We start from the raw sequence: 19,116 nt of genomic DNA on the forward strand, positions 1-19,116 counted from the left end.
TGTGACACCTCGGCGAACTTAAAAAACGCCCTTGGTATCCAGCCCGAATTTTCGTAAATTAGCCAGATTCTAAACGGTACTAATGAACTTTAAACTAACGTCTGAATTTCAACCAACCGGCGATCAGCCAAAGGCAATCGAACAGTTGGTGAAAGGTGTAAACGAAGGCGAACCTGCCCAGGTGCTGCTCGGGGTCACAGGCTCCGGGAAAACGTTTACAATCGCTAATCTCATCGCGCGAACCAACCGGCCAACGCTTGTACTGAGCCATAATAAAACGCTGGCGGCCCAGTTATACGGAGAGTTCAAACAGTTTTTCCCGGAAAACGCTGTCGAGTACTTCATCTCCTATTACGACTACTACCAACCGGAAGCCTACATCGCTACGACCAATACATACATTGAAAAAGACCTGGCTATCAATGAAGAAATCGATAAGCTACGGTTGGCAGCCACCTCTGCGTTGATGAGCGGTCGGCGCGACGTTATCGTGATCGCTTCGGTATCCTGCATTTACGGCATGGGTAATCCCGAAGAATTTAAACGCAATGTGGTGCGCATTGGTGTTGGTGAGCAGATGAGCCGTAACAACTTCCTGCATCAGTTGGTCAGCATTTTATACAGCCGTACGGAGGGTGAATTTCAACGGGGCAACTTCCGCGTGAAAGGCGACACAGTGGATTTATACGTGGCTTATGCTGATTTTGCCTACCGCGTTATCTTCTTCGGTGATGAAATCGAAACGATCCAGCGTATCGATCCCGGCACCGGTAAGAAGCTGTCGGAAGAGAGTATGGTCACCATCTTCCCGGCCAATCTGTTCGTAACCGGACGCGATACCCTGAACGGAGCCATTTATCAGATTCAGGACGACATGGTTTCTCAGGTGCGCTACTTCGAATCGGAACTTCGTGAAATGGAAGCGACCCGCATTCGGGAACGGACGGAATTTGACCTTGAGATGATGCGCGAACTGGGCTACTGTTCGGGTATTGAGAACTACTCCCGCTATTTCGATAAACGCCTGCCCGGTCAGCGGCCGTTCTGCCTGCTTGACTACTTCCCGGACGATTTCCTGATGGTTGTAGACGAAAGTCACGTAACGATTCCTCAGATCAGAGCCATGTGGGGTGGCGACCGTTCCCGTAAAACAGCACTTGTGGATTATGGCTTCCGGCTTCCATCGGCAATGGACAACCGCCCGCTTACCTTTCAGGAGTTTGAAGACCTGTCAGGGCAGTCGATTTTTGTGTCGGCCACGCCTTCTGACTACGAACTACGCAAAAGTGAAGGGGTAGTTGTTGAACAGTTGATTCGGCCAACGGGTCTGCTCGATCCCGAAATTGAAGTGCGCCCGAGTCTGAACCAGATCGATGACTTACTCGAAGCCGTCGATGGCCGTATCAAAAATGGAGAGCGTGTGCTGGTCACGACCTTAACCAAACGCATGGCCGAGGAGCTAACCAAGTACCTGGACCGCGTAGGCATAAAAACCCGGTACATCCACTCCGAAGTGAAAACGCTGGATCGGGTCGAGATTCTGCGTGATCTACGACTGGGCAACTTCGATGTACTGGTGGGCGTAAACCTGCTTCGCGAGGGCCTCGACCTGCCCGAAGTGTCGCTGGTGGCCATTATGGATGCAGATAAGGAAGGTTTCCTGCGCGACATCCGGTCGTTGATTCAGACCATTGGCCGGGCCGCCCGGAATGTCAACGGAAAGGTAATTATGTACGCCGACCGCATTACGGGCTCCATGCAGAAAGCCATTGATGAGACGAACCGACGTCGGGCCATTCAGATGGAATACAATACCGACAATGGCATTACACCCATGACGGTACTCAAATCCCGCGAGTCGATCATGGGCCAAACCAAAGTGGCCGATTCGAAGCCGAAGCATTTCTACGTCGAGCCCGAAGAAATCCGCATTGCCGCTGATCCCGTTGTACGGTATATGGGCAAAGGTGATCTGGAGAAAGTAATCCAGGAGACTCAATCCAAAATGGAACGGGCCGCTAAAGACCTTGACTTTATGGAAGCCGCCCGTTTACGGGATGAGTTGTTTCAATTAAGAGATAAGTTAAAGAAGGAGACGGCCTGATTCGTTTATATTACAAGTTTATAAGTCGAACTCAACCAGTGATCAGTCGATACCAGACAGGAAAATTCGGCAGATCACTGGACCGTATTCAAGTTACAAAATCTTCATACCTTGCATACTGTCAGGTAAAAACCACAAAACACCCATGAAACGCATTCTGATTATCCTTGGCGTTATTGCCGTAATAGCGCTTGTTGGCTTTTTTTCACTCCGTAGCTGGACAAAATCCGGAAGCCCGGAAGCGATTGCCCAAATTGACCAGAATGGTCTGAAAATCAAGGTCGACTATTGCCAGCCGTATAAAAAAGGACGCAAGATATTTGGTGGCTTGGTTCCTTATGGCGAAGTATGGCGCACCGGGGCAAACGAGGCTACGGTGGTTGATTTCGACCAGAATATTGTCGTAGCGGGCCAGCCTCTGGACAAAGGTGAATACTCACTCTGGACCATCCCATCACAGAACGGCTGGATTGCGATTTTCAATGGAGAAACGGGGCAATGGGGCACGAACTACGATCAAACAAAAGACGTACTGCGCGTGCCGATCGTCTCCCAAAAGCACACCCCAAAAGCCGAACAGTTTTACATTACCTTCCGCCCCTCAACGGCGGGCACAGACATGGTACTGGCCTGGGATGAAACAGAAGCCATTATTCCGATTCAAAAACGGTAACGCCTTGTTCACTTACCGGTGAAAACTCTGGGCAATGAACTTCAGCGCATCGGGTAGCCCGGTGCGCCAGTACGTCCATGTATGCGCTCCATCGCGAACGCGATATTCGTGCGGAATCTTACGGTCGAGCAGCGCCAGATGAAGCATTGAGTTTCCCACTGTCAGGGCATCATCGTCGCCACAGTCGATGTACCATCGCACTTTAACAAGATCCCCTTCGGGTGCTGACTTTGCCAGGGTAATAGGGCTGTTTCGTTTCCAGGCGATGGTTAGTCGATCGTCGCCTTTGGCTGGTCCGCTGAAAACAGGCGCAAAGACAAGATTATAGCGTTCATCCGGGATGCTCACAAACCCCTCATCGGTACGGATGCCCGCACTAAGGGCCGCGCAGGAACCAAACAGATCGGGGTGATGCATGGCGAGGGCCAATGAACCAAACCCACCCATTGACAAACCAGATAGAGCCCGAAACTCACGCTCAGTGCGGGTCCGGAACATAGAGTCAATGTGCGGAATCAATTCCTGCACAAACATATCTTCGTAACGGACCTTGTTCTGGTAGTCATTTACGAACCAGCTGGCTCCACCATTCGGCATCACAATGATCATGGGAGGCATTTCACCCGCTTTAATACCCGCATCGGCGATGCGATCGGCCTCGCCAAACTGAACCCAGCTGGTTTCGTTATCGCCATAGCCGTGCAACAGGTAAACAACCGGATAACGTCGGTTCGAGATGTAATAATCAGGCGGCAGGTAGATCGAAAACTTGACGGCCTGGTTCATCAACGAACTATTCATTATCATACTTTCCAATAATCTGGCTTGTGGGGCCGCCACAACAGGCACTGGCCCATTGGTTTGCGGGGCTGTAAGCTGGGCCCGCCGGCGCGATTGTGCCGGGGCTGTTAGCGCCAGGGCGAAAGCAAAAAAGCAAAAAAGCAGACAACGTACAGGCATTTTACGTGTAGAGTACATAAGTGGTTGTCAAATTTATCAGGAAATAACGGGCCTTCGCTCATCGACTTACAAATTGTCTTCTAAGTACGTTTTACCAGGTGCTAAACGTATTCAATCTCTTCTTTTAGGGTAAAAAAAAGGGTATTCAGCATACCTATTATACACAGCAAACCTCAGTTATATAAAATTCTCTATTTTGGGGCTTTCACTAATCCATTTCCCCATTTTACCCCACCAGTATGGCCAAACTGATTATCGTGGACGACGAAAAACCGATTCGGGCAGCTCTACGCGATATTTTAGAGTATGAAGGCTACGATGTTGACGAAGCAAAAGACGGCGAAGAAGGTCTGGATATGATTATGCGCACAAGCTACGACGTAGCCCTGTGCGATATTCGGATGCCCAAACTGAATGGGCTTGAATTGCTAATGAAGGTCAGCGAAGCTGAAAAAAGCACACAGATCATTATGATTTCGGCATATGGTAATGTTGAAAACGCCGTCGAAGCTACTAAACGGGGAGCCTTCGACTTTATCACCAAACCACCCGATCTAAATCGTCTGCTCATTACCGTCCGTAACGCCATTGAGCGATCCAAACTGGTTCAGGAAACCAAAACGCTTAAGAAACGTATCTACAAACTAAACGAGATTGTCGGCGAATCGGACTCGATACGTAAAGTCAAAGATACGATCAATCGAGTAGCAGCTACCGAAGCGAGGGTGCTGGTAACCGGTGCCAATGGGTCGGGCAAGGAGATGGTTGCCAAACAGATTCACGAAAAAGGAAGCCGTGCCACTCAGCCGCTCGTTGAAGTAAACTGTGCCGCAATCCCAAGCGAACTAATTGAGAGCGAGCTATTTGGACACGAGAAAGGTGCATTCACCGGCGCGGCAGCCAAGCGTGTAGGCAAGTTCGAACAAGCCGACGGAGGTACTCTTTTCCTCGACGAAATTGGTGATATGAGTCTGTCGGCACAGGCGAAAGTGCTGAGGGCCCTTCAGGAAAGCAAGATCACACGCGTTGGGGGAGACAAAGAAATAAAAGTCAATGTTCGGGTTATTGCAGCTACCAACAAAGATCTGCGACAGGAGATTGTAAACGGAAACTTCCGCGAAGATTTATTCCACCGTTTGAGCATGATTATGATCCATGTTCCGCCATTGACCGAACGGCGGGGCGATATCCCGCTCCTCACGGATAAATTCCTGCATGACATCGCCACCGAATACGGCGCACCCGTCAAAGAACTTTCGCCCGACGCCATGGCCTATCTACAGTCACTACCCTGGACGGGTAACGTTCGCGAACTGCGCAACGTCATTGAACGGCTGGTCATCATGTGCGGAGACGAGATTTTGCTCGAGGATGTAAAAGCATACGCATGAATCTAAACCGGGGTTTTACCCAGATTTAAAAGATTTCCCAAGATTATCGATGCAAAAAGCTTCATCTTCAATCGTTAGAATATCCCGATTCCGTAGCTAATGGCTAGAACTCATTAAAAGAGTAAACCTAATTGCAGATGAGAAATAGAAAGCTTTAGCTGCCATTAGGTTTACTCTTTTTAATCTGGTAAAAATCCCGGGTCAGACAGCCAGTAAGTTACACCCCCTCACGTCTGAGTTGTCGAAGCGGCCAATGACCCGAAAAGCACCGGGCTTTCCCGCTACGTCAACATATTGCCCCAAGTCCTGCGTTTCAATGAATGAGCAGGAATCCAGATTAGCCAGGTCGATTACATTTATGCCGCCGGTGCGCCGTTCGCCGGTGCGTGCGCTGTCGTCCGGATAAATTGAGAACGGATCGTTGATATCGCGCAGAAACACGCGCAGGGTTGAGCTTGACTGGAATACACCCTCCCCTTTTGAATAAGCCTGCGACAGCAACTCCGTCATACCATACTCGGAATGCACCGCCCGAACACCCAGTTTAGTTGTCAGTATCTCGTGAACCTCTTCTCGCAGGAGTTCTTTCCGACGGCCTTTCATCCCCCCGGTTTCCATAACGATAAGGTTATCCAGTTGGCCCAGAAACGTTAAATCCACAGCCGACTCGGCCCAATCAAGCAGACCAAACGTTACCCCGATCAGTAGAATCTGTTTTTGATCAGGTTGTTGGGCAAGCTGCTTCAGCCGTTGGGTTAATTCGTGGTGATTGTGCAGAAAGAACCCGGATAGATTCTCTGTCGTTTGCACGCGTCCAATTCGGGCCATAAATTGCTGAACCATATACACGAGCGACGAATTATTTCGTTCAAGATAAGAGGGTAGCAAAGCCAGAATATGGAAATTGCTGAGCGGACCATACGTCTGCTCGAAAATCCGGGTACTGATGGCGTCATAAAGGGCCGGGTCGGGTACAACGTGGCGGCTCGTAGTAAGCTGCCCCGTCGTTCCGCTGCTGGCAAACGTAAGTACCTCAGCGCTTTCCGGATCCGATGCTATAGGGGTGCCCGTTAAGACGATGTGGTTCTTGAAAAAACTAATCGGCATAAACGGAATCTGGCGTACATCGGTAACGGTTTCGGGCCGAACAGACAGGTAACGCAGGTAATCTGCGTAAATAGCGTTATTGACAGCCTGATAGTGGAAAACGGATAAAGCCAGCGAATCAAACGACTCGCGATTTGGCGAATCAGCGTTTAGTGCCAAAATTTGCTGCCGGAGTCCCTGCCGATGGTCAGCGGTCCCGGCGGATAGTGTTGATAAAAAAGACAAGTTAAAAAAAGCGTTTATTGCACAACGAGTACAACAGTATGCGACGGCAACTAATTCAACCGTATCTCTTCGTAATAGGCCTGGCCCTTACGCTTTCTTCCTGTTTTACGGAACCAAATTACTCAGATACTCCTGCCATTGACTTTAAAGGTATATCCCGGTATACCATAGAAGCCGGCCGAGGAGTAGGGAAAGGAAAGCGGGATTCGGTCGTGATCACGATCGGCTTCAAAGATGGCGATGGCAACATTGGCAACAGCATTCCGCTTCCCAAAGCCGATTCGGTCAAGTATGCCTCCAGCGGTGGCTGGGGCAGTTACCGGATTCGTACCTTCAGGCTGGTCAACAAGAAGTATGAAGAAGTGCCGCTGGCGGTCAATACGACACTTTATATTCCTGACCTGACGAAAGGGAAACCCAAAGGAGCCATTGAGGGCTCACTGGATTTCAACCAGATTTTTCAGTATGGTACCAGCTTCCAGCTTTTCCCGACCAAATTTCAGATCGAAATCCGGGACCGCAGTCTGAACGTCAGTAACACTGTCGAGACCGACACAATATCCGTTCCTTTCTTCCGATAGAAGTTTTGCGGTCGTTGCAGCCTATTTTCTATTCAAAATAATTCGGAAGGTTGTGCCTTTGCCAACCTCCGAATTTTTTACGTAGAGCCGTCCGTTGTGGTATTCCTCCACGATACGCTTGGCCAGGGTGAGTCCCAGCCCCCAACCCCGTTTTTTCGTACTGAATCCCGGCGAGAAAACTTTCTGGATATTGGCTTTCGAAATTCCTTTGCCCGTATCGGTAATATCGATGGCCACTTCATCGTGGGGTAAAGGCACCATATTCAGCCGTAACTCACCGACACCTTTCATGGCATCGACGGCGTTTTTGCAGATATTTTCGATTACCCATTCAAAGAGCAATTTGTTGATTCTCACCAGTTGGCCGGGTGGCAACTGACTGGTGACGCTCATCTTCACTTTTGTTGAAATACGCCTGGCCAGATAATCGGTAAACTGCCGAACTACGTCATTTACATTTTCTTCTTTCAGCGTAGGCACCGATCCGATGCTTGAGAAGCGGGCGGTTATGGTCTCGAGCCGTTGCACATCTTTCTCAATTTCGTCGGTAATCGATGCATCGAACTGGTCGGGATCGGAGCGCATGTACTCCACCCAAGCCATCAGCGACGACATAGGCGTACCCAGTTGGTGAGCCGTCTCTTTGGCTAACCCAACCCACACCCGATTCTGCTCGGCCCGGCGTGATGAACTAAAGGCCAGATAAGCCAGCACACTCAACGCGGCCAGAATTGTGAGCAGCGCGTAGGGAAAATAGGTTAACTGCCTGAGCAAATTCGAATTATTATAATACACCAGACCACGTATGCCATTGCCTACTTCAACAGGTAAAGGCATATGGTTCTTACGCATATCAGCGATTTTCTGACGTAAAAAGTGTTCGGCATCTTCAGGCGTGTACCCCTCTGGAATATCAATATTTCGCTTCATCGCTATATGTCCATCCGGGTCCACGTAAATTGCGGGAATCGTGCTGTTTGCCTGCAGAATTTCGCTGGTCACAAAATTAAGATCGCCCGCATCGGCGTGGCTCGTGTCAACCAGATAAGCAATACTTTTAGAATACAACTGCACATACTGCTGCTCCCGATCTTCGAGTTTATTGATGAGCCGGTTTGTGTAAAGAAGCGAACCCGTGCCAACCAGCAGCAGATTTAGCGCTACTATAATTTTCAGAACATTGTTCTGGCTATAAATATCAAACGACTTTAGCATAGTGGCTTAGTACTCCGACTTTAGCGAGCGAACTGGTCGTCCGCTCAAGCATCCCGTGTGGTGTGACAAAATTAGACGTATCAGGCGAGGAAACAGCAGTCCACTGATGACCTGCCCAACGCGCTTACTTACCGTTGCCTAGTAAACGTTAAAAGCGCTTTAATTGTGTAACATCGAACCACAAAGTCCACTCCTACGTTATAATTTCAAATAGGATTGAGTGAAGAATTAGCTCGTTTATTTGGACGGATTCTAAATAAAAGTTTGCCGTGCGTCGGGTTAGTTATGTCCGGTAATTATGCCGTAATTTTGTCAAGGCTTCTGCCCAATTTGCGTGATTTACCATAATGTTAGACACCTTCAAAACAATTAGTCTCTCCCACAAAACGGCGCCCCTTCAGGTGCGGGAGCTAATTGCACTTAACGAAGACGAGGCTAAGCGCCTGATGCTTCGGCTGCGGGACTTTTTCGGGTTAACCGATTTGCTTGTCATTTCTACCTGCAACCGTACCGAAGTCTATTATGCCTTTGATCAGGATCTTAACGCTGATATTGCGCGGCTGCTCCTCATTGAGAAAGGGCTGACCGATACGGATAACTACCTGCCTTATTTCCAGTTCTTCAGCGCTCATGACGAAGCGGTTCGGCATTTGTTTGAAGTATGCGTTGGCCTGCATTCGCAGGTTGTTGGCGATATGCAGATTCCGAATCAGGTGAAACAGTCGTACCAATGGTCGGCCGATCTGGATATGGCCGGTCCGTTCTTACACCGGCTGATGCACACGATTTTCTTTACCAACAAGCGGGTAGCGCAGGAAACACCATTTCGCGATGGAGCCGCGTCTGTATCGTATGCCGCTGTTGAGTTGATCGACGAGTTAATCGGTGAAAACCAAAACCCGAACATACTGGTCATCGGCCTGGGCGAGATTGGAACCGACGTTTGTAAAAATCTGGAAGCTCGAAACCAGACGAACATCACCCTTTGTAACCGCACCCAGTCGAAAGCCGATGCACTGGCCAGCCAGTACGGATTCCGGGTTGCTGACTTTGCTGACTTAACCGACGAGATTCGTCGCGCTCACGTCATTATCTCGTCCGTACAACGGGACGAGCCGCTCATTACCCCTGCTCTTCTTCAGGACATGAACGTGCTGACGTTTAAATATTTCATTGACTTATCCGTTCCCCGCAGCGTAGATGCCGCCGTTGAGCAGATTCCGGGTATGCTGGTCTATAACATCGACCACATCCGTAACCGCGCCGACGAAGCCCTCAATCAGCGTCTGGCAGCCATTCCTAAAGTTGAAGCCATTGTAACCCAGGCCGTAGCCGAGTTTGGCGACTGGTCGAAGGAGATGGTGGTGTCGCCAACGATTAACAAACTTAAGAATGCACTGGAGCAGATTCGTCGCGACGAAATTGCCCGTCATTTGAAGCACCTCACCCCCGATGAGTCGGAGAAAGTCGACAAGATCACGAAGGGGATCATGCAGAAAATCATTAAGCTGCCCGTTCTTCAGTTGAAAGCCGCCTGCAAGCGGGGCGAAGCCGAAACGCTGATCGACGTGCTGAATGATTTATTCGATCTGGAAAAGCATTCTGTCGAAGATCCAAAACATTTATATTAATTGACACGGTTTTCCGTTACTAGAACTCCTGAATCGGTCCCGGTTTGGGAGTTTTAGTTTGTAGCCTACTCACCTACCACGACGTCATTAAAATGTCCCGACTTATAAATACCCTGTTCCGATTGTTCCTGATTGCCGTACTGGTGGCGGGGGTAATTGCCATTTGGGAGCAAACTCGAGGGACCAGCTTTCTGAGCCGGTTCCGGCGCGGGGAAACCACCACACAGAGCATTGTGCTGAAAGAAGTGCAGGCTTTGGGTAAGCTGGAACTCGTCAAATACACGTTTAAAGACATTGTTGAGCATGAACAGGTCAACACCTTTCTGCCAAATGCAAACGCTATTTTAATCGTAGAAGGTGAAGCCACGGGCTGTATCGATCTGACGCAGATTGCGCTGAGCGATATTGTTACGACCGGTGATTCGGTGACGGTCAACCTGCCAAAACCAGAACTGTGTACCTGGAAAATCAATCACGATCGCTCGCGGGTGTACGACACCCGCTTCTCTTTCCTGAACGAAGCCCAGTTGGTAAGTGACGCTTATCGTAAAGCCGAAAGCCAGGTTAAGCAATCGGCCCTGACGGGCGGTATTCTGGACCAAACGCGCCGGAATGCCAACCAGATGCTGCGGCCTCTGCTGGAACGGATTTCGGGCAAGAAAGTAGGGTTAACATTTCACGATCAGGCGAAGTAATACATAATCCACATCATGACGCCTGTGAGAAAACCGGCGTAGAAAATGTCGGACTGGTAGAAGGCAACAGATTCCTTTTCTCGCTTCATGTACCACCAGAACAGCCCAAACGTCAGTAAAGCCGCTGGAATAGCCGCTTGTTGTGGATTAACGGTATTCGATAGCGTTAGCACAAGAAGTGGCAACTGAAGTACCGTAAAGCGCAGCAACGCACTCCCGATACCATTGACCGAAACAGTCATGTCGTGCGTTTGTACCTGCCCGGTTCGGTGGTTGAAATAAACGCTCAGTAACACAATCAATACCGACCCGATCACGAAGATCAGGAACACGCGGTACAGGAAATTGAGCGTTTCGCCGAACGTATCCCGCACCCACATTGAATTAATAAGAACATGGTCATAGAGCCAGTCGCAGCCGAAGCCAATAAGGGGTGAGCTCATGAGCACAAGAACAGCCGCTTTTGGATTCGTCTTTTGCCAGAGTACGCCCCAGAAGAAGACAACCACTAAACCGGGTTTCAGGTAAGACGTCTGATTGGCAAGAATCAGGAAGAAATTCTCGGACGAATTAGGGTCGAAGGTGGTGTAGGCCAGTCCCGTAGCAATGGCGCACATCACAAAAACGCCCGCCTGCCCGAAGCGTACCGTCAGTTTATCGGAGGCATCGGGCTTCAAATAGTTGCGGTACACATCGTAGGCCAGCATGGTCGACACGGAGTTCATCATCGAGTAAATTGCCGAGAATATGGCGCACATCAACCCGGCCAGAATCAAACCGACAAACCCGTACCCAACCGGCACGACCGTTTTCAGCAGCGTCAGAAAGGTATCGTCGGGTTTGATCACATTTTCTCCAAAGCGCGCCCGGAAGAGGTAAAAGGCGGCTGTGCCAGCGCCAATGGAAAAGAAAGGAATGATCAGTTTCAGAAATCCGGCCGCTATTGACCCCAGCTTGGCATCGCGCTCGGTTTGTGCAGCCAGCACCCGCTGCACCTGGTACTGGTTGGTGGTCCAGTAAAAGAAGTTAAGGATGGTCAACCCCGTAAAAATGCCCAGCCACGGCAGTTTAGGATGGCTGGCCGGCAGATACAAGTGCATTTTATTAGCCTCGGCATGATCGAGTTTGAGTAAACCCGAAAGCCCCCCGATTTCGGGTTGCAGATACGTCAGCGTACCCATCAGGAGCACCGACAAGATCATCACGACGGTCAGAATATTATCGGCAATAACGACCGACTCCATTCCACCAAAAACGGTAAACAGAATGGTGACAGTGGCAATGATGAGAATCCCCTGCAAATACGTTAACTCCCAACTCGTGCCTTCGAACAGAATTCCCAGCGTACGGCTGCCAATGTAAAATCCCCCAATCAACTGGATCATGATAAAAGCGATCATGAGGATGGTATACACCAGTCTCGTCTGGCTGCTATACCGATTTTCGAGAAACTGCGAGAGGGTAAAAAACTGCCTTTTTCGATAAATAGGTATGAATATGTACACCAGTACCAGAATGGCCGGCACCGCCCATACCTCATAATGACTCTGGACAAACCCGATGGAATAGCCCACCCCCATCATGCCAATGATTTGCTGGGCGTGAATATTCGTACCAAAAATCGACCCGGCTACCGAATACCATTTCAGGGAGCGACCCGCCATGAAGTACTCTTCCGAGCTTTTCTTCTTAAAGCTGGAATACATACTGGCTACCACCAGAAACAGCAACAGTAAAACGACCACGATCAGATCGACGGTACTCAGGGATTGAAGCATTGAGTTATTCCTATTTACGTTATACCCGCAACTCGCCGGTGGTTAATGGTGTAACGGGCGTTGTGGCGGGTGTACGGCCCTGTTCTACCGACAGTTTTACGTTGGGCAGATGCGGCAGCACATGCGTTCCAAATAACTCACACTCTTCGATCAACGGATAGCCCGACAGCACAAAGGCCCGGATACCCATGTCCATGTAGCGGTTCAGTTTTTCAATGATCTGGGCTGGTGTTCCCACCAAAGCGCCCCCGCAACCCGACCGGGCACGGCCAATGCCCATCCAGAGCATCGGTTCAATAAAATCGTCGGGGTCGGCGCTGGCGCGTAGTTCGTTCTGACGCAGCACCCCAGCCGACTGCGAATCCTGGGTACGGTTTTTCAACTGCTCCCCAACGGCCGCATCGAACTTCGACATCAGGGTTTTGGTGTACGCTCTGGCCTCCTCCTCCGTTTCGCGGACAATTACATGAATCCGAAGTCCGAAGTCGATGGTACGTCCGTGCCGGGCCGCCCGCTGGCTCATGTCCTGCATGGTGGCGTAGATATTTTCTTCCGGCTCGGGCCACATCAGAAAGACATCGCAGTGTTTGGCACACACTTCTTTTGAGCCGGGCGAAATACCCCCGAAATACAGCAGCGGCCCCCCGTTTTGCTGGTACGGCTTTACGGGGTCGGCTTTCATGCTGATTTTACCGTAGACCTCGCCGTCGAACTCTATCCGGTCCTGCGTCCAGGCCTGTTTCAGAATTTCGATCACCTCCTCACAGCGTTTATACCGAAATTCGTGATCTTCTTTCAGGCCGGGGAGGTCGGAATTAATGATGTTGATCGTTAGTCGACCTTCCAGCAAATGGTCGAGGGTGGCGATGTGCCGGGCCAGCATGGGCGGATGAATTTCGCCGGTACGTACGGCCGCCAGCATGGAAATATTTTTCACCTGAGGAGCCATGGCCCCCGCAAACGGGATCACCTCCTGCCCTACAATGTACGACGTGGGCAATAGAATATTCTCGAAGCCCATCCGGTCGGCCGTTTTCATAATATCGGCGCAGTGGGCGTAGTTACTGCGCCGGTCGGGGTCGAGGGTTCCGAGGAAGGCCGTGTCGCCCCCGCAAAGATCATCGAACCAGGCTACTTCGCAGATTCGTTTTTCGGTTCGGGCGGGTACTGCCTGAATAGGTTCATTAAGCATATATTGAGTAAATCTGAAACGGCTCCGGACAACGGATGGTCAAAACCGCTCGCCGAAGCCATCAATCAACGGAGTATTAGGGCAATTTGTACCATTTCACCTCTTTCAGCGGAGCCCGCCGGAAAGTGTTCAGGTTAACGGCCGTTTGGGGACCGTAGTTTTTTTCAAGGTAATCCAGCACCACCTTTTCCGATTCGCCCAGATCCCAGAGTTTATGGTATTTCTGCATCCAGCGAATCCGTTCCTGCCAGCCCGCCCGTGTAAAGCGGTGCTGTAGAATAAGCTTCGAGGAATGGCAGGCCGTACACTGCGCTTTCACCATCATCAGGCTTGGGTCATTGACCATCCCCGATTCAGGGTCAATCTTAGTGGTATCTATCTTCACAACCTGCGTTGCTAGCTGCGCTGGCTGATAAACGCCCCGGAAACTCGCCAGACCAATAGTCAGGGCAGTTACGACGAGAACTGATTTTAGTCTTTTCATCACATTAAGTGTCTTTCTGGCTAACTGCCTTTGGTTTCGGCCAACCCGGAGGGTCGGTACTACAGTGCGCTACGCCACTTTCACGGCAATCCGGTGGCAGGCGTTGTTCAAATAACCGCCGGGATTCCACTGCGGAATAACCATGGGCTGGGTAATACCGCTGTTGTCGGTTGCCCGGACCCAAACCTCATAGTAACCCGACTGCGGGAAGGTCACTTCCGTTGACCAGTGTTGCCAGGCGAGCCTGTTTTTCGGGGCCTGTAGCTTACTTTTTTGCCAGGTAGCGCCGTAATCGATGGAGGTATGCACTTCCTGAACCGACTTATCGCCCGCCCAGGCATGCCCCCGGAGTTCCAGCGTTTTCCGGCCTTCCAGCATGGCACCGGTCTTAGGATACGTTATCAGGGACTTAACGGGCATCGACTCGATAATGCGGAAATTCTCGGGCGTTTCGGCAATTTTCTCCCCGGGCTGCACCGGTCGAATGGGCATCTTGTAACTGTGCCCTTCCATCTTGGCCCCATCGTGAATTTTATCCCGAACGGCGATGGTGTGCAGCCATTTGCCGGATACCGACGCAGGCCAGCCGCCAATCACCAGCCGCAGCGGATATCCGTGCTCCAGTGGAATGTCTTTGCCGTTGACGGCCCAGGCAATGAGGGTTTCATTTTCCAGCGCCTTTTTGATGGGTACGCCCCGCGAAATGGCCACTTTTGTCGGGTCCTGGCTCAAATGAGGGTCTTTTCCATAATACCCAATGTAAACGGCATCGTCTTTAAGACCCACGTCGGCCAGAATATCCTTCAGCCGAACGCCTGTCCATTCGGCGCAGCTCACCGCACCCTGCTCCCAGGGATTGCCCGTCGTTTGTGGCTCGTAGCCTGCTCTGCCGTTACCGCCACATTCGAGTACGAGTTGGTAAGTGTGGGGCGTAAACCGCTTTTTGAGGTCGTTGAGCGTATAGGTTTTCGTCGCTTTCACAGACTCGCCTTTGATGGTCAGGGTCCACTTGACGGGGTCTATCGGTTCGGACGGAATGAGGCCGTTGTTTCGAATAAACATCTTCTCGACCGGCGTAACGGCATCGTCCAGCAAATGCACGGGCGATTCGACATTCCAGGGCTTATCGCCCAATACTTTCATATCGGGGCTCTTTCCCTTTAGCGGATCGTAATCAAACGCCAGCGGTGTATAAAAAGGCGGAATACGATCGGCGAAAACAACAGAGGTACCTACCAGCGTTGTAAGCGTAGCCAAAGCACTTGTCCGGAGAAATCCCCGCCGGTCGTGAATCTGATTCTGCATAGATTCAGTATATTTTACTTGAGTAAGCAAATTTGGTGAATAACAACTCAACAACCCATATTCGTCCTTACTAGAACGACGGGTAAGTCTAAATCTGGTTATGAATTACAAAGATGCAGTCATTTATCAAATCTACCCGCGCTCATTTGCCGATAGTAATGGCGATGGCATCGGGGATTTGCCCGGAATACTTGCCAAACTGGACTATCTGTCCGAATTGGGGGTCGATATTGTATGGCTGAGTCCCATTTTTCAATCGCCCAATGCCGATAATGGCTATGACGTTTCCGATTACGAAGCCATCATGCCCGAGTTCGGTACAATGGCCGATTTCGACAAGCTGCTGGCAGGTATTCATCAGCGCGGTATGCAGCTCATTCTGGATCTGGTTGTCAACCACAGTTCCGACGAGCACCGCTGGTTTCAGGAAAGCCGCAAAAGCAAAGACAATCCGTATCGTGATTACTACATCTGGCGCACCCCCAAACTCACGGCACAGGGGCCCGTTGAACCAAACAACTGGCAGTCGATCTTTTCGGGACCGGCCTGGGCCTTCGATGAAACCACCGGCGAGTACTACCTGCATCTGTTCGCCACCAAACAACCCGACCTCAACTGGGAGCACCCGCCCCTGCGGGAAGCCATCTACAACATGATGCGCTTCTGGCTGGATAAGGGCGTGGACGGGTTTCGGATGGACGTTATCCCGTTTTTGTCGAAAGACCAGACATTTCCGGATTACCTGGCCGGGCATTTCGGCGATTCGAGTGTTCATGCCAACGGACCGCGTATTCATGAATTTTTGCAGGAAATGAACCGGGAGGTACTCAGCCAATACGAGACTGATGCGGAATCCTGCATCAGCATTGGCGAGGGAATTGGCGTTACGGCCGACCTGGCCAATCTGTACGTCGGCAAAAACCGGCATGAACTGAATATGATCTATCATTTCGACCATGCCGTTCCCCGCGACGAATACCGGTTCGTTGACCCAGCGCCCGAGTTCACCTTACTCGAACTGAAGGCCATCTTTGCCAAATGGAATGTTGCACTCGATAGCATCGACCCCGCAACCCAGGCCACGGGTGGCTGGCAGAATATTTACTTCGGAAACCACGACAATCCGCGATGTCTCTCCCGTTTCGGCGATACCGAACGCTACCGGTACGAATCGGCAACGATGCTGGCAACGGTCCTGCTTACGCAGCGGGGAACACCCACTATCTATCAGGGGGACGAACTTGGTATGAGCAACTGCCATTTCAACACCATCGACGAATATGACGATATTCAGGTCAGGAATGCCTGGCAGGTGCTGATCGCCACGGGCAAGCACTCGCCGGAGTTGTTTCTGGCTGGCGCCAACCAGATTGCCCGCGACCATGCCCGGACGCCCATGCAGTGGAACGATACCCCCAATGCCGGCTTTACAACCGGCCAGCCATGGCTGAAGGTAAACCCCAATTACCCGGCTGTCAATGTACGTGAGCAGGAAGCTACTCCCAACTCTGTTTTGCAGTACTACCGCAGGTTACTACAGCTACGGAAGCAAACACCCGCCATGCACGAGGGCATTTATCGGGACCTGCTGCCCGATCACCCAACCGTTTGGGTATTCGAACGCCAACTGGATAATGTCGTTTTTTACACCGTGGCTAATTTTTCCGGAGAGCCCGTTCCCATGCCGCCCATCCCCGGCCTTTCTTTTTCGGATGACCAGTTAGTTTTAGCCAATCTGCCGAATCAGGGGACTACCTTACAACCGTTCGAAGCGCGGGTGTATGAGCAAACGAGGCTGTGATCCCTATCCTGAACAGCAGAGCATTTTTTGTAGTTTTAATGTACACGAAAGCCAGCCTTCAGACATCTAGGCTAAGAATTTATCCGTAAGGTCAATATTGCCATTCTGGCTGGTGTATTTAACACTTTTTAACCAATATCACCCCCGGAAAAGGCGTTTTTGCTGTATAACCGTAAACTGCTTTTTTATGAATACCTCTTCACGAAGCATCCAGAATGGAGATTTATTAATTGCTGAGCCATTTATGGGCGACAACAATTTTGAGCGCAGTGTGGTCCTGGTTTGCGAGCACAACTCGGTGGGTACGTTTGGACTGGTGCTGAATCAGAAGACGGATATTCATCTGGGCGATGTGATCGAAGATATCCATACCGACCTGCCGCTGTTCGTTGGCGGGCCTGTTCAGCAGAATACGCTGCATTTTATCCACCGCCGACCCGATCTGATCGACAATTCCATCTGCGTTGTGGATGGCCTTTACTGGAGTGGTGATTTTGACCAGATAAAAGAAGCTGTCAATCTGGGCACGCTTACGGAGCGGGATATTCGTTTTTTTATTGGTTATTCAGGCTGGGATGAAGGACAGCTGGATAGCGAGTTGCTTCAGAAAGCCTGGATCATCAGCCGGACTAAAGCCGACTTTCTGTTTGACACACCCACGACCGAGTTCTGGCGCGAAGTCCTGAAACGCAAGGGGGGCGAGTATAAATCCATTGCCCACTACCCCGTTGACCCGCGGCTCAACTAGCTCATCCGGCTATTGAGTTAAACAATGTTAAGGGCCGTTTCTTAACTTTTTTTAACCAATTTTACGGGACCAAAACTCGTTATTGCAAGGTTAACTACCTTTCAACAGTCCCGTATGTACACGAATCGTTTTCTACTTCTATTTTTTGTATTGATTTCTCCCCTGCTTTCGCAGGCGCAAAGTGATAAACCCGTTGGTGGCCATTTTGGCGTAAAAGTAGGTGCTTCCTTTACCCAGGTGGCCATTTCCGGAACCAGCGTCAACATTCCAAAGCGGGCGCTGCAGCCAAATTTAGGCCTCATGTACCGGTACCGATACCATCGGGTGGTGGTTCAGCCGGAAGCGCTGCTAGCCATTAAAGGCGGCACCTTCCAGCAGGAAGCCCTTGGCGGACGTACCACAACCAGCCAGTCGTATTATTATGCCTGTCTGCCCATTCTGCTTGGCTACATTCCTACCGAGGGGCTGACCATCCAGGCCGGACCTGAACTTAGTTACGCGCTCAATTCAGGGTCATCCAGCGGGCCGGGTGCTAAAAATGATCTGGGTGCCGTTGTGGGTGTGCACTACGACTTTCTGGATATGCTAAACAAATTCAGTTTGCACGTTCGCTATGTGTACGGATTCGTGAACGTGTCGCCGGAAGCCACCGCATCGTATTATAACCGGAACCTTCAGGTGTCTATTGTGTATAACCTGTTCCCGCAGAAGAAAAAGAAGTAAGCTCCGGTCTCCTTATGCTCTCTCATTTCGGCATTATATTTCTGTTTATTCTGGCCGCGTTTGCGTTCATCGCCGTCGTGTTGTTTGTGGCACGTTTACTGCGTCCGCACCGGCCGAATATTGAGAAAAACAGCACGTATGAGTCGGGCGAAGAGCCCATTGGGAATGCCAACGTACAGTTCAATATCCGGTTTTATGTCGTAGCGCTGGTATTCGTGCTGTTCGATGTCGAGTTGGTGTTTCTGTTTCCCTGGGCTACGGTATTCGGTCAGGCACGGCTCATTCAGGAAACGGGCGGTTTGTGGGGCTGGTTTGCCCTTACAGAAGCCATTCTCTTCGTGGTTATTCTTGGCTTGGGCCTTGCCTATGTTTGGGCAAAAGGGTATCTTGACTGGGTAAAACCTCAACCTAAAGTACCCACTATTGAAACCAGGGTGCCAACTCAGTTATACCAGCGGGTGAACGAACGGTACAATCGTGGCGGCTGATTACATTGGGCTGTT

The 19,116-nt window shown here is 50.6% G+C and carries 17 protein-coding genes; 10 read left to right on the forward strand and 7 right to left on the reverse strand.

Annotated features, from left to right (window positions below):
- The first annotated feature begins 82 nt into the window (after window positions 1-82).
- Both uvrB and ACYVJM_RS09145 read left to right on the forward strand, forming a co-directional pair.
- The gene (gene uvrB, locus ACYVJM_RS09140) at window positions 83-2,104 is read left to right on the forward strand and encodes an excinuclease ABC subunit UvrB (RefSeq protein WP_461147915.1); all 2,022 of its coding nucleotides are present in this window, start codon (window positions 83-85) and stop codon (window positions 2,102-2,104) included.
- A 145-nt stretch (window positions 2,105-2,249) separates the two neighbouring features.
- Window positions 2,250-2,777, forward strand: a complete 528-nt coding sequence (locus tag ACYVJM_RS09145) for a DUF2911 domain-containing protein (RefSeq protein WP_461147916.1) — start codon at window positions 2,250-2,252, stop codon at window positions 2,775-2,777.
- Between the two features lie 12 nt (window positions 2,778-2,789).
- Here ACYVJM_RS09145 and ACYVJM_RS09150 read toward each other — a convergent pair whose 3' ends face one another.
- Complete coding sequence (locus ACYVJM_RS09150; RefSeq protein WP_461148639.1) at window positions 2,790-3,737, reverse strand: alpha/beta hydrolase; 948 nt, start codon at window positions 3,735-3,737, stop codon at window positions 2,790-2,792.
- A gap of 239 nt (window positions 3,738-3,976) precedes the next feature.
- Between ACYVJM_RS09150 and ACYVJM_RS09155 the strand changes: the two genes are divergently transcribed.
- A complete protein-coding gene (locus tag ACYVJM_RS09155) occupies window positions 3,977-5,128 on the forward strand; it encodes a sigma-54-dependent transcriptional regulator (RefSeq protein WP_461147917.1) in 1,152 nt (383 codons plus the stop codon).
- Window positions 5,129-5,329: 201 nt separating this feature from the next.
- On the opposite strand, the gene ACYVJM_RS09160 is transcribed toward ACYVJM_RS09155, so the two are convergent.
- A complete protein-coding gene (locus ACYVJM_RS09160) occupies window positions 5,330-6,460 on the reverse strand; it encodes a LuxE/PaaK family acyltransferase (RefSeq protein WP_461147918.1) in 1,131 nt (376 codons plus the stop codon).
- A 38-nt stretch (window positions 6,461-6,498) separates the two neighbouring features.
- On the opposite strand from ACYVJM_RS09160, the gene ACYVJM_RS09165 reads away from it, so the two are divergent.
- Window positions 6,499-7,041: a hypothetical protein gene (locus ACYVJM_RS09165; RefSeq protein WP_461147919.1), complete on the forward strand. Its 543-nt coding sequence runs from the start codon at window positions 6,499-6,501 to the stop codon at window positions 7,039-7,041.
- A 21-nt stretch (window positions 7,042-7,062) separates the two neighbouring features.
- Here ACYVJM_RS09165 and ACYVJM_RS09170 read toward each other — a convergent pair whose 3' ends face one another.
- On the reverse strand, window positions 7,063-8,256 hold the full coding sequence (locus ACYVJM_RS09170; RefSeq protein ID WP_461147920.1) for a sensor histidine kinase: 1,194 nt from the start codon (window positions 8,254-8,256) through the stop codon (window positions 7,063-7,065).
- Between the two features lie 347 nt (window positions 8,257-8,603).
- On the opposite strand from ACYVJM_RS09170, the gene hemA reads away from it, so the two are divergent.
- Window positions 8,604-9,887 (forward strand): glutamyl-tRNA reductase, encoded by a 1,284-nt coding sequence (hemA, locus tag ACYVJM_RS09175; RefSeq protein ID WP_461147921.1) that lies wholly within the window; start codon window positions 8,604-8,606, stop codon window positions 9,885-9,887.
- Window positions 9,888-9,979: 92 nt separating this feature from the next.
- Window positions 9,980-10,582 (forward strand): DUF4230 domain-containing protein, encoded by a 603-nt coding sequence (locus ACYVJM_RS09180; RefSeq protein WP_461147922.1) that lies wholly within the window; start codon window positions 9,980-9,982, stop codon window positions 10,580-10,582.
- Here ACYVJM_RS09180 and ACYVJM_RS09185 read toward each other — a convergent pair.
- The 4 genes from ACYVJM_RS09185 to ACYVJM_RS09200 all read right to left on the reverse strand — a co-directional run bounded on the left by ACYVJM_RS09185 (window position 10,570) and on the right by ACYVJM_RS09200 (window position 15,341).
- Window positions 10,570-12,360, reverse strand: a complete 1,791-nt coding sequence (locus ACYVJM_RS09185; RefSeq protein ID WP_461147923.1) for a sodium:solute symporter family transporter — start codon at window positions 12,358-12,360, stop codon at window positions 10,570-10,572. The genes ACYVJM_RS09180 and ACYVJM_RS09185 overlap by 13 nt on opposite strands.
- 19 nt (window positions 12,361-12,379) lie before the next feature.
- Complete coding sequence (locus ACYVJM_RS09190; protein WP_461147924.1) at window positions 12,380-13,552, reverse strand: LLM class flavin-dependent oxidoreductase; 1,173 nt, start codon at window positions 13,550-13,552, stop codon at window positions 12,380-12,382.
- A 76-nt stretch (window positions 13,553-13,628) separates the two neighbouring features.
- The gene (locus tag ACYVJM_RS09195; RefSeq protein ID WP_461147925.1) at window positions 13,629-14,036 is read right to left on the reverse strand and encodes a hypothetical protein; all 408 of its coding nucleotides are present in this window, start codon (window positions 14,034-14,036) and stop codon (window positions 13,629-13,631) included.
- A 69-nt stretch (window positions 14,037-14,105) separates the two neighbouring features.
- Window positions 14,106-15,341 carry a sulfite oxidase gene (locus ACYVJM_RS09200; RefSeq protein ID WP_461147926.1) on the reverse strand — a complete coding sequence of 412 codons (1,236 nt, stop codon included), beginning with the start codon at window positions 15,339-15,341 and terminating at the stop codon, window positions 14,106-14,108.
- Between the two features lie 100 nt (window positions 15,342-15,441).
- On the opposite strand from ACYVJM_RS09200, the gene ACYVJM_RS09205 reads away from it, so the two are divergent.
- The 4 genes from ACYVJM_RS09205 to ACYVJM_RS09220 all read left to right on the forward strand — a co-directional run bounded on the left by ACYVJM_RS09205 (window position 15,442) and on the right by ACYVJM_RS09220 (window position 19,101).
- Window positions 15,442-17,142, forward strand: a complete 1,701-nt coding sequence (locus tag ACYVJM_RS09205) for an alpha-glucosidase (protein ID WP_461147927.1) — start codon at window positions 15,442-15,444, stop codon at window positions 17,140-17,142.
- A gap of 187 nt (window positions 17,143-17,329) precedes the next feature.
- Window positions 17,330-17,890, forward strand: a complete 561-nt coding sequence (locus tag ACYVJM_RS09210; protein ID WP_461147928.1) for a YqgE/AlgH family protein — start codon at window positions 17,330-17,332, stop codon at window positions 17,888-17,890.
- 114 nt (window positions 17,891-18,004) lie between these two features.
- Window positions 18,005-18,613, forward strand: coding sequence for an outer membrane beta-barrel protein (locus tag ACYVJM_RS09215; protein WP_461147929.1), 609 nt, complete (start codon window positions 18,005-18,007; stop codon window positions 18,611-18,613).
- A gap of 14 nt (window positions 18,614-18,627) precedes the next feature.
- On the forward strand, window positions 18,628-19,101 hold the full coding sequence (locus tag ACYVJM_RS09220) for an NADH-quinone oxidoreductase subunit A (protein ID WP_461147930.1): 474 nt from the start codon (window positions 18,628-18,630) through the stop codon (window positions 19,099-19,101).
- Window positions 19,102-19,116 lie beyond the last annotated feature (15 nt).

This window comes from Spirosoma pulveris, assembly GCF_054781875.1.

What these genes read in the sequence shown, in the direction of transcription:
- uvrB (WP_461147915.1), top strand. Translation starts at nt 83, where the DNA reads ATGAACTTTAAACTAACGTCTGAATTTCAACCAACCGGCGATCAGCCA.
- ACYVJM_RS09145 (WP_461147916.1), top strand. Translation starts at nt 2,250, where the DNA reads ATGAAACGCATTCTGATTATCCTTGGCGTTATTGCCGTAATAGCGCTT.
- ACYVJM_RS09150 (WP_461148639.1), bottom strand. Translation starts at nt 3,737, where the DNA reads ATGCCTGTACGTTGTCTGCTTTTTTGCTTTTTTGCTTTCGCCCTGGCG.
- ACYVJM_RS09155 (WP_461147917.1), top strand. Translation starts at nt 3,977, where the DNA reads ATGGCCAAACTGATTATCGTGGACGACGAAAAACCGATTCGGGCAGCT.
- ACYVJM_RS09165 (WP_461147919.1), top strand. Translation starts at nt 6,499, where the DNA reads ATGCGACGGCAACTAATTCAACCGTATCTCTTCGTAATAGGCCTGGCC.
- ACYVJM_RS09170 (WP_461147920.1), bottom strand. Translation starts at nt 8,256, where the DNA reads ATGCTAAAGTCGTTTGATATTTATAGCCAGAACAATGTTCTGAAAATT.
- hemA (WP_461147921.1), top strand. Translation starts at nt 8,604, where the DNA reads ATGTTAGACACCTTCAAAACAATTAGTCTCTCCCACAAAACGGCGCCC.
- ACYVJM_RS09180 (WP_461147922.1), top strand. Translation starts at nt 9,980, where the DNA reads ATGTCCCGACTTATAAATACCCTGTTCCGATTGTTCCTGATTGCCGTA.
- ACYVJM_RS09185 (WP_461147923.1), bottom strand. Translation starts at nt 12,360, where the DNA reads ATGCTTCAATCCCTGAGTACCGTCGATCTGATCGTGGTCGTTTTACTG.
- ACYVJM_RS09190 (WP_461147924.1), bottom strand. Translation starts at nt 13,552, where the DNA reads ATGCTTAATGAACCTATTCAGGCAGTACCCGCCCGAACCGAAAAACGA.
- ACYVJM_RS09195 (WP_461147925.1), bottom strand. Translation starts at nt 14,036, where the DNA reads ATGAAAAGACTAAAATCAGTTCTCGTCGTAACTGCCCTGACTATTGGT.
- ACYVJM_RS09200 (WP_461147926.1), bottom strand. Translation starts at nt 15,341, where the DNA reads ATGCAGAATCAGATTCACGACCGGCGGGGATTTCTCCGGACAAGTGCT.
- ACYVJM_RS09205 (WP_461147927.1), top strand. Translation starts at nt 15,442, where the DNA reads ATGAATTACAAAGATGCAGTCATTTATCAAATCTACCCGCGCTCATTT.
- ACYVJM_RS09210 (WP_461147928.1), top strand. Translation starts at nt 17,330, where the DNA reads ATGAATACCTCTTCACGAAGCATCCAGAATGGAGATTTATTAATTGCT.
- ACYVJM_RS09215 (WP_461147929.1), top strand. Translation starts at nt 18,005, where the DNA reads ATGTACACGAATCGTTTTCTACTTCTATTTTTTGTATTGATTTCTCCC.
- ACYVJM_RS09220 (WP_461147930.1), top strand. Translation starts at nt 18,628, where the DNA reads ATGCTCTCTCATTTCGGCATTATATTTCTGTTTATTCTGGCCGCGTTT.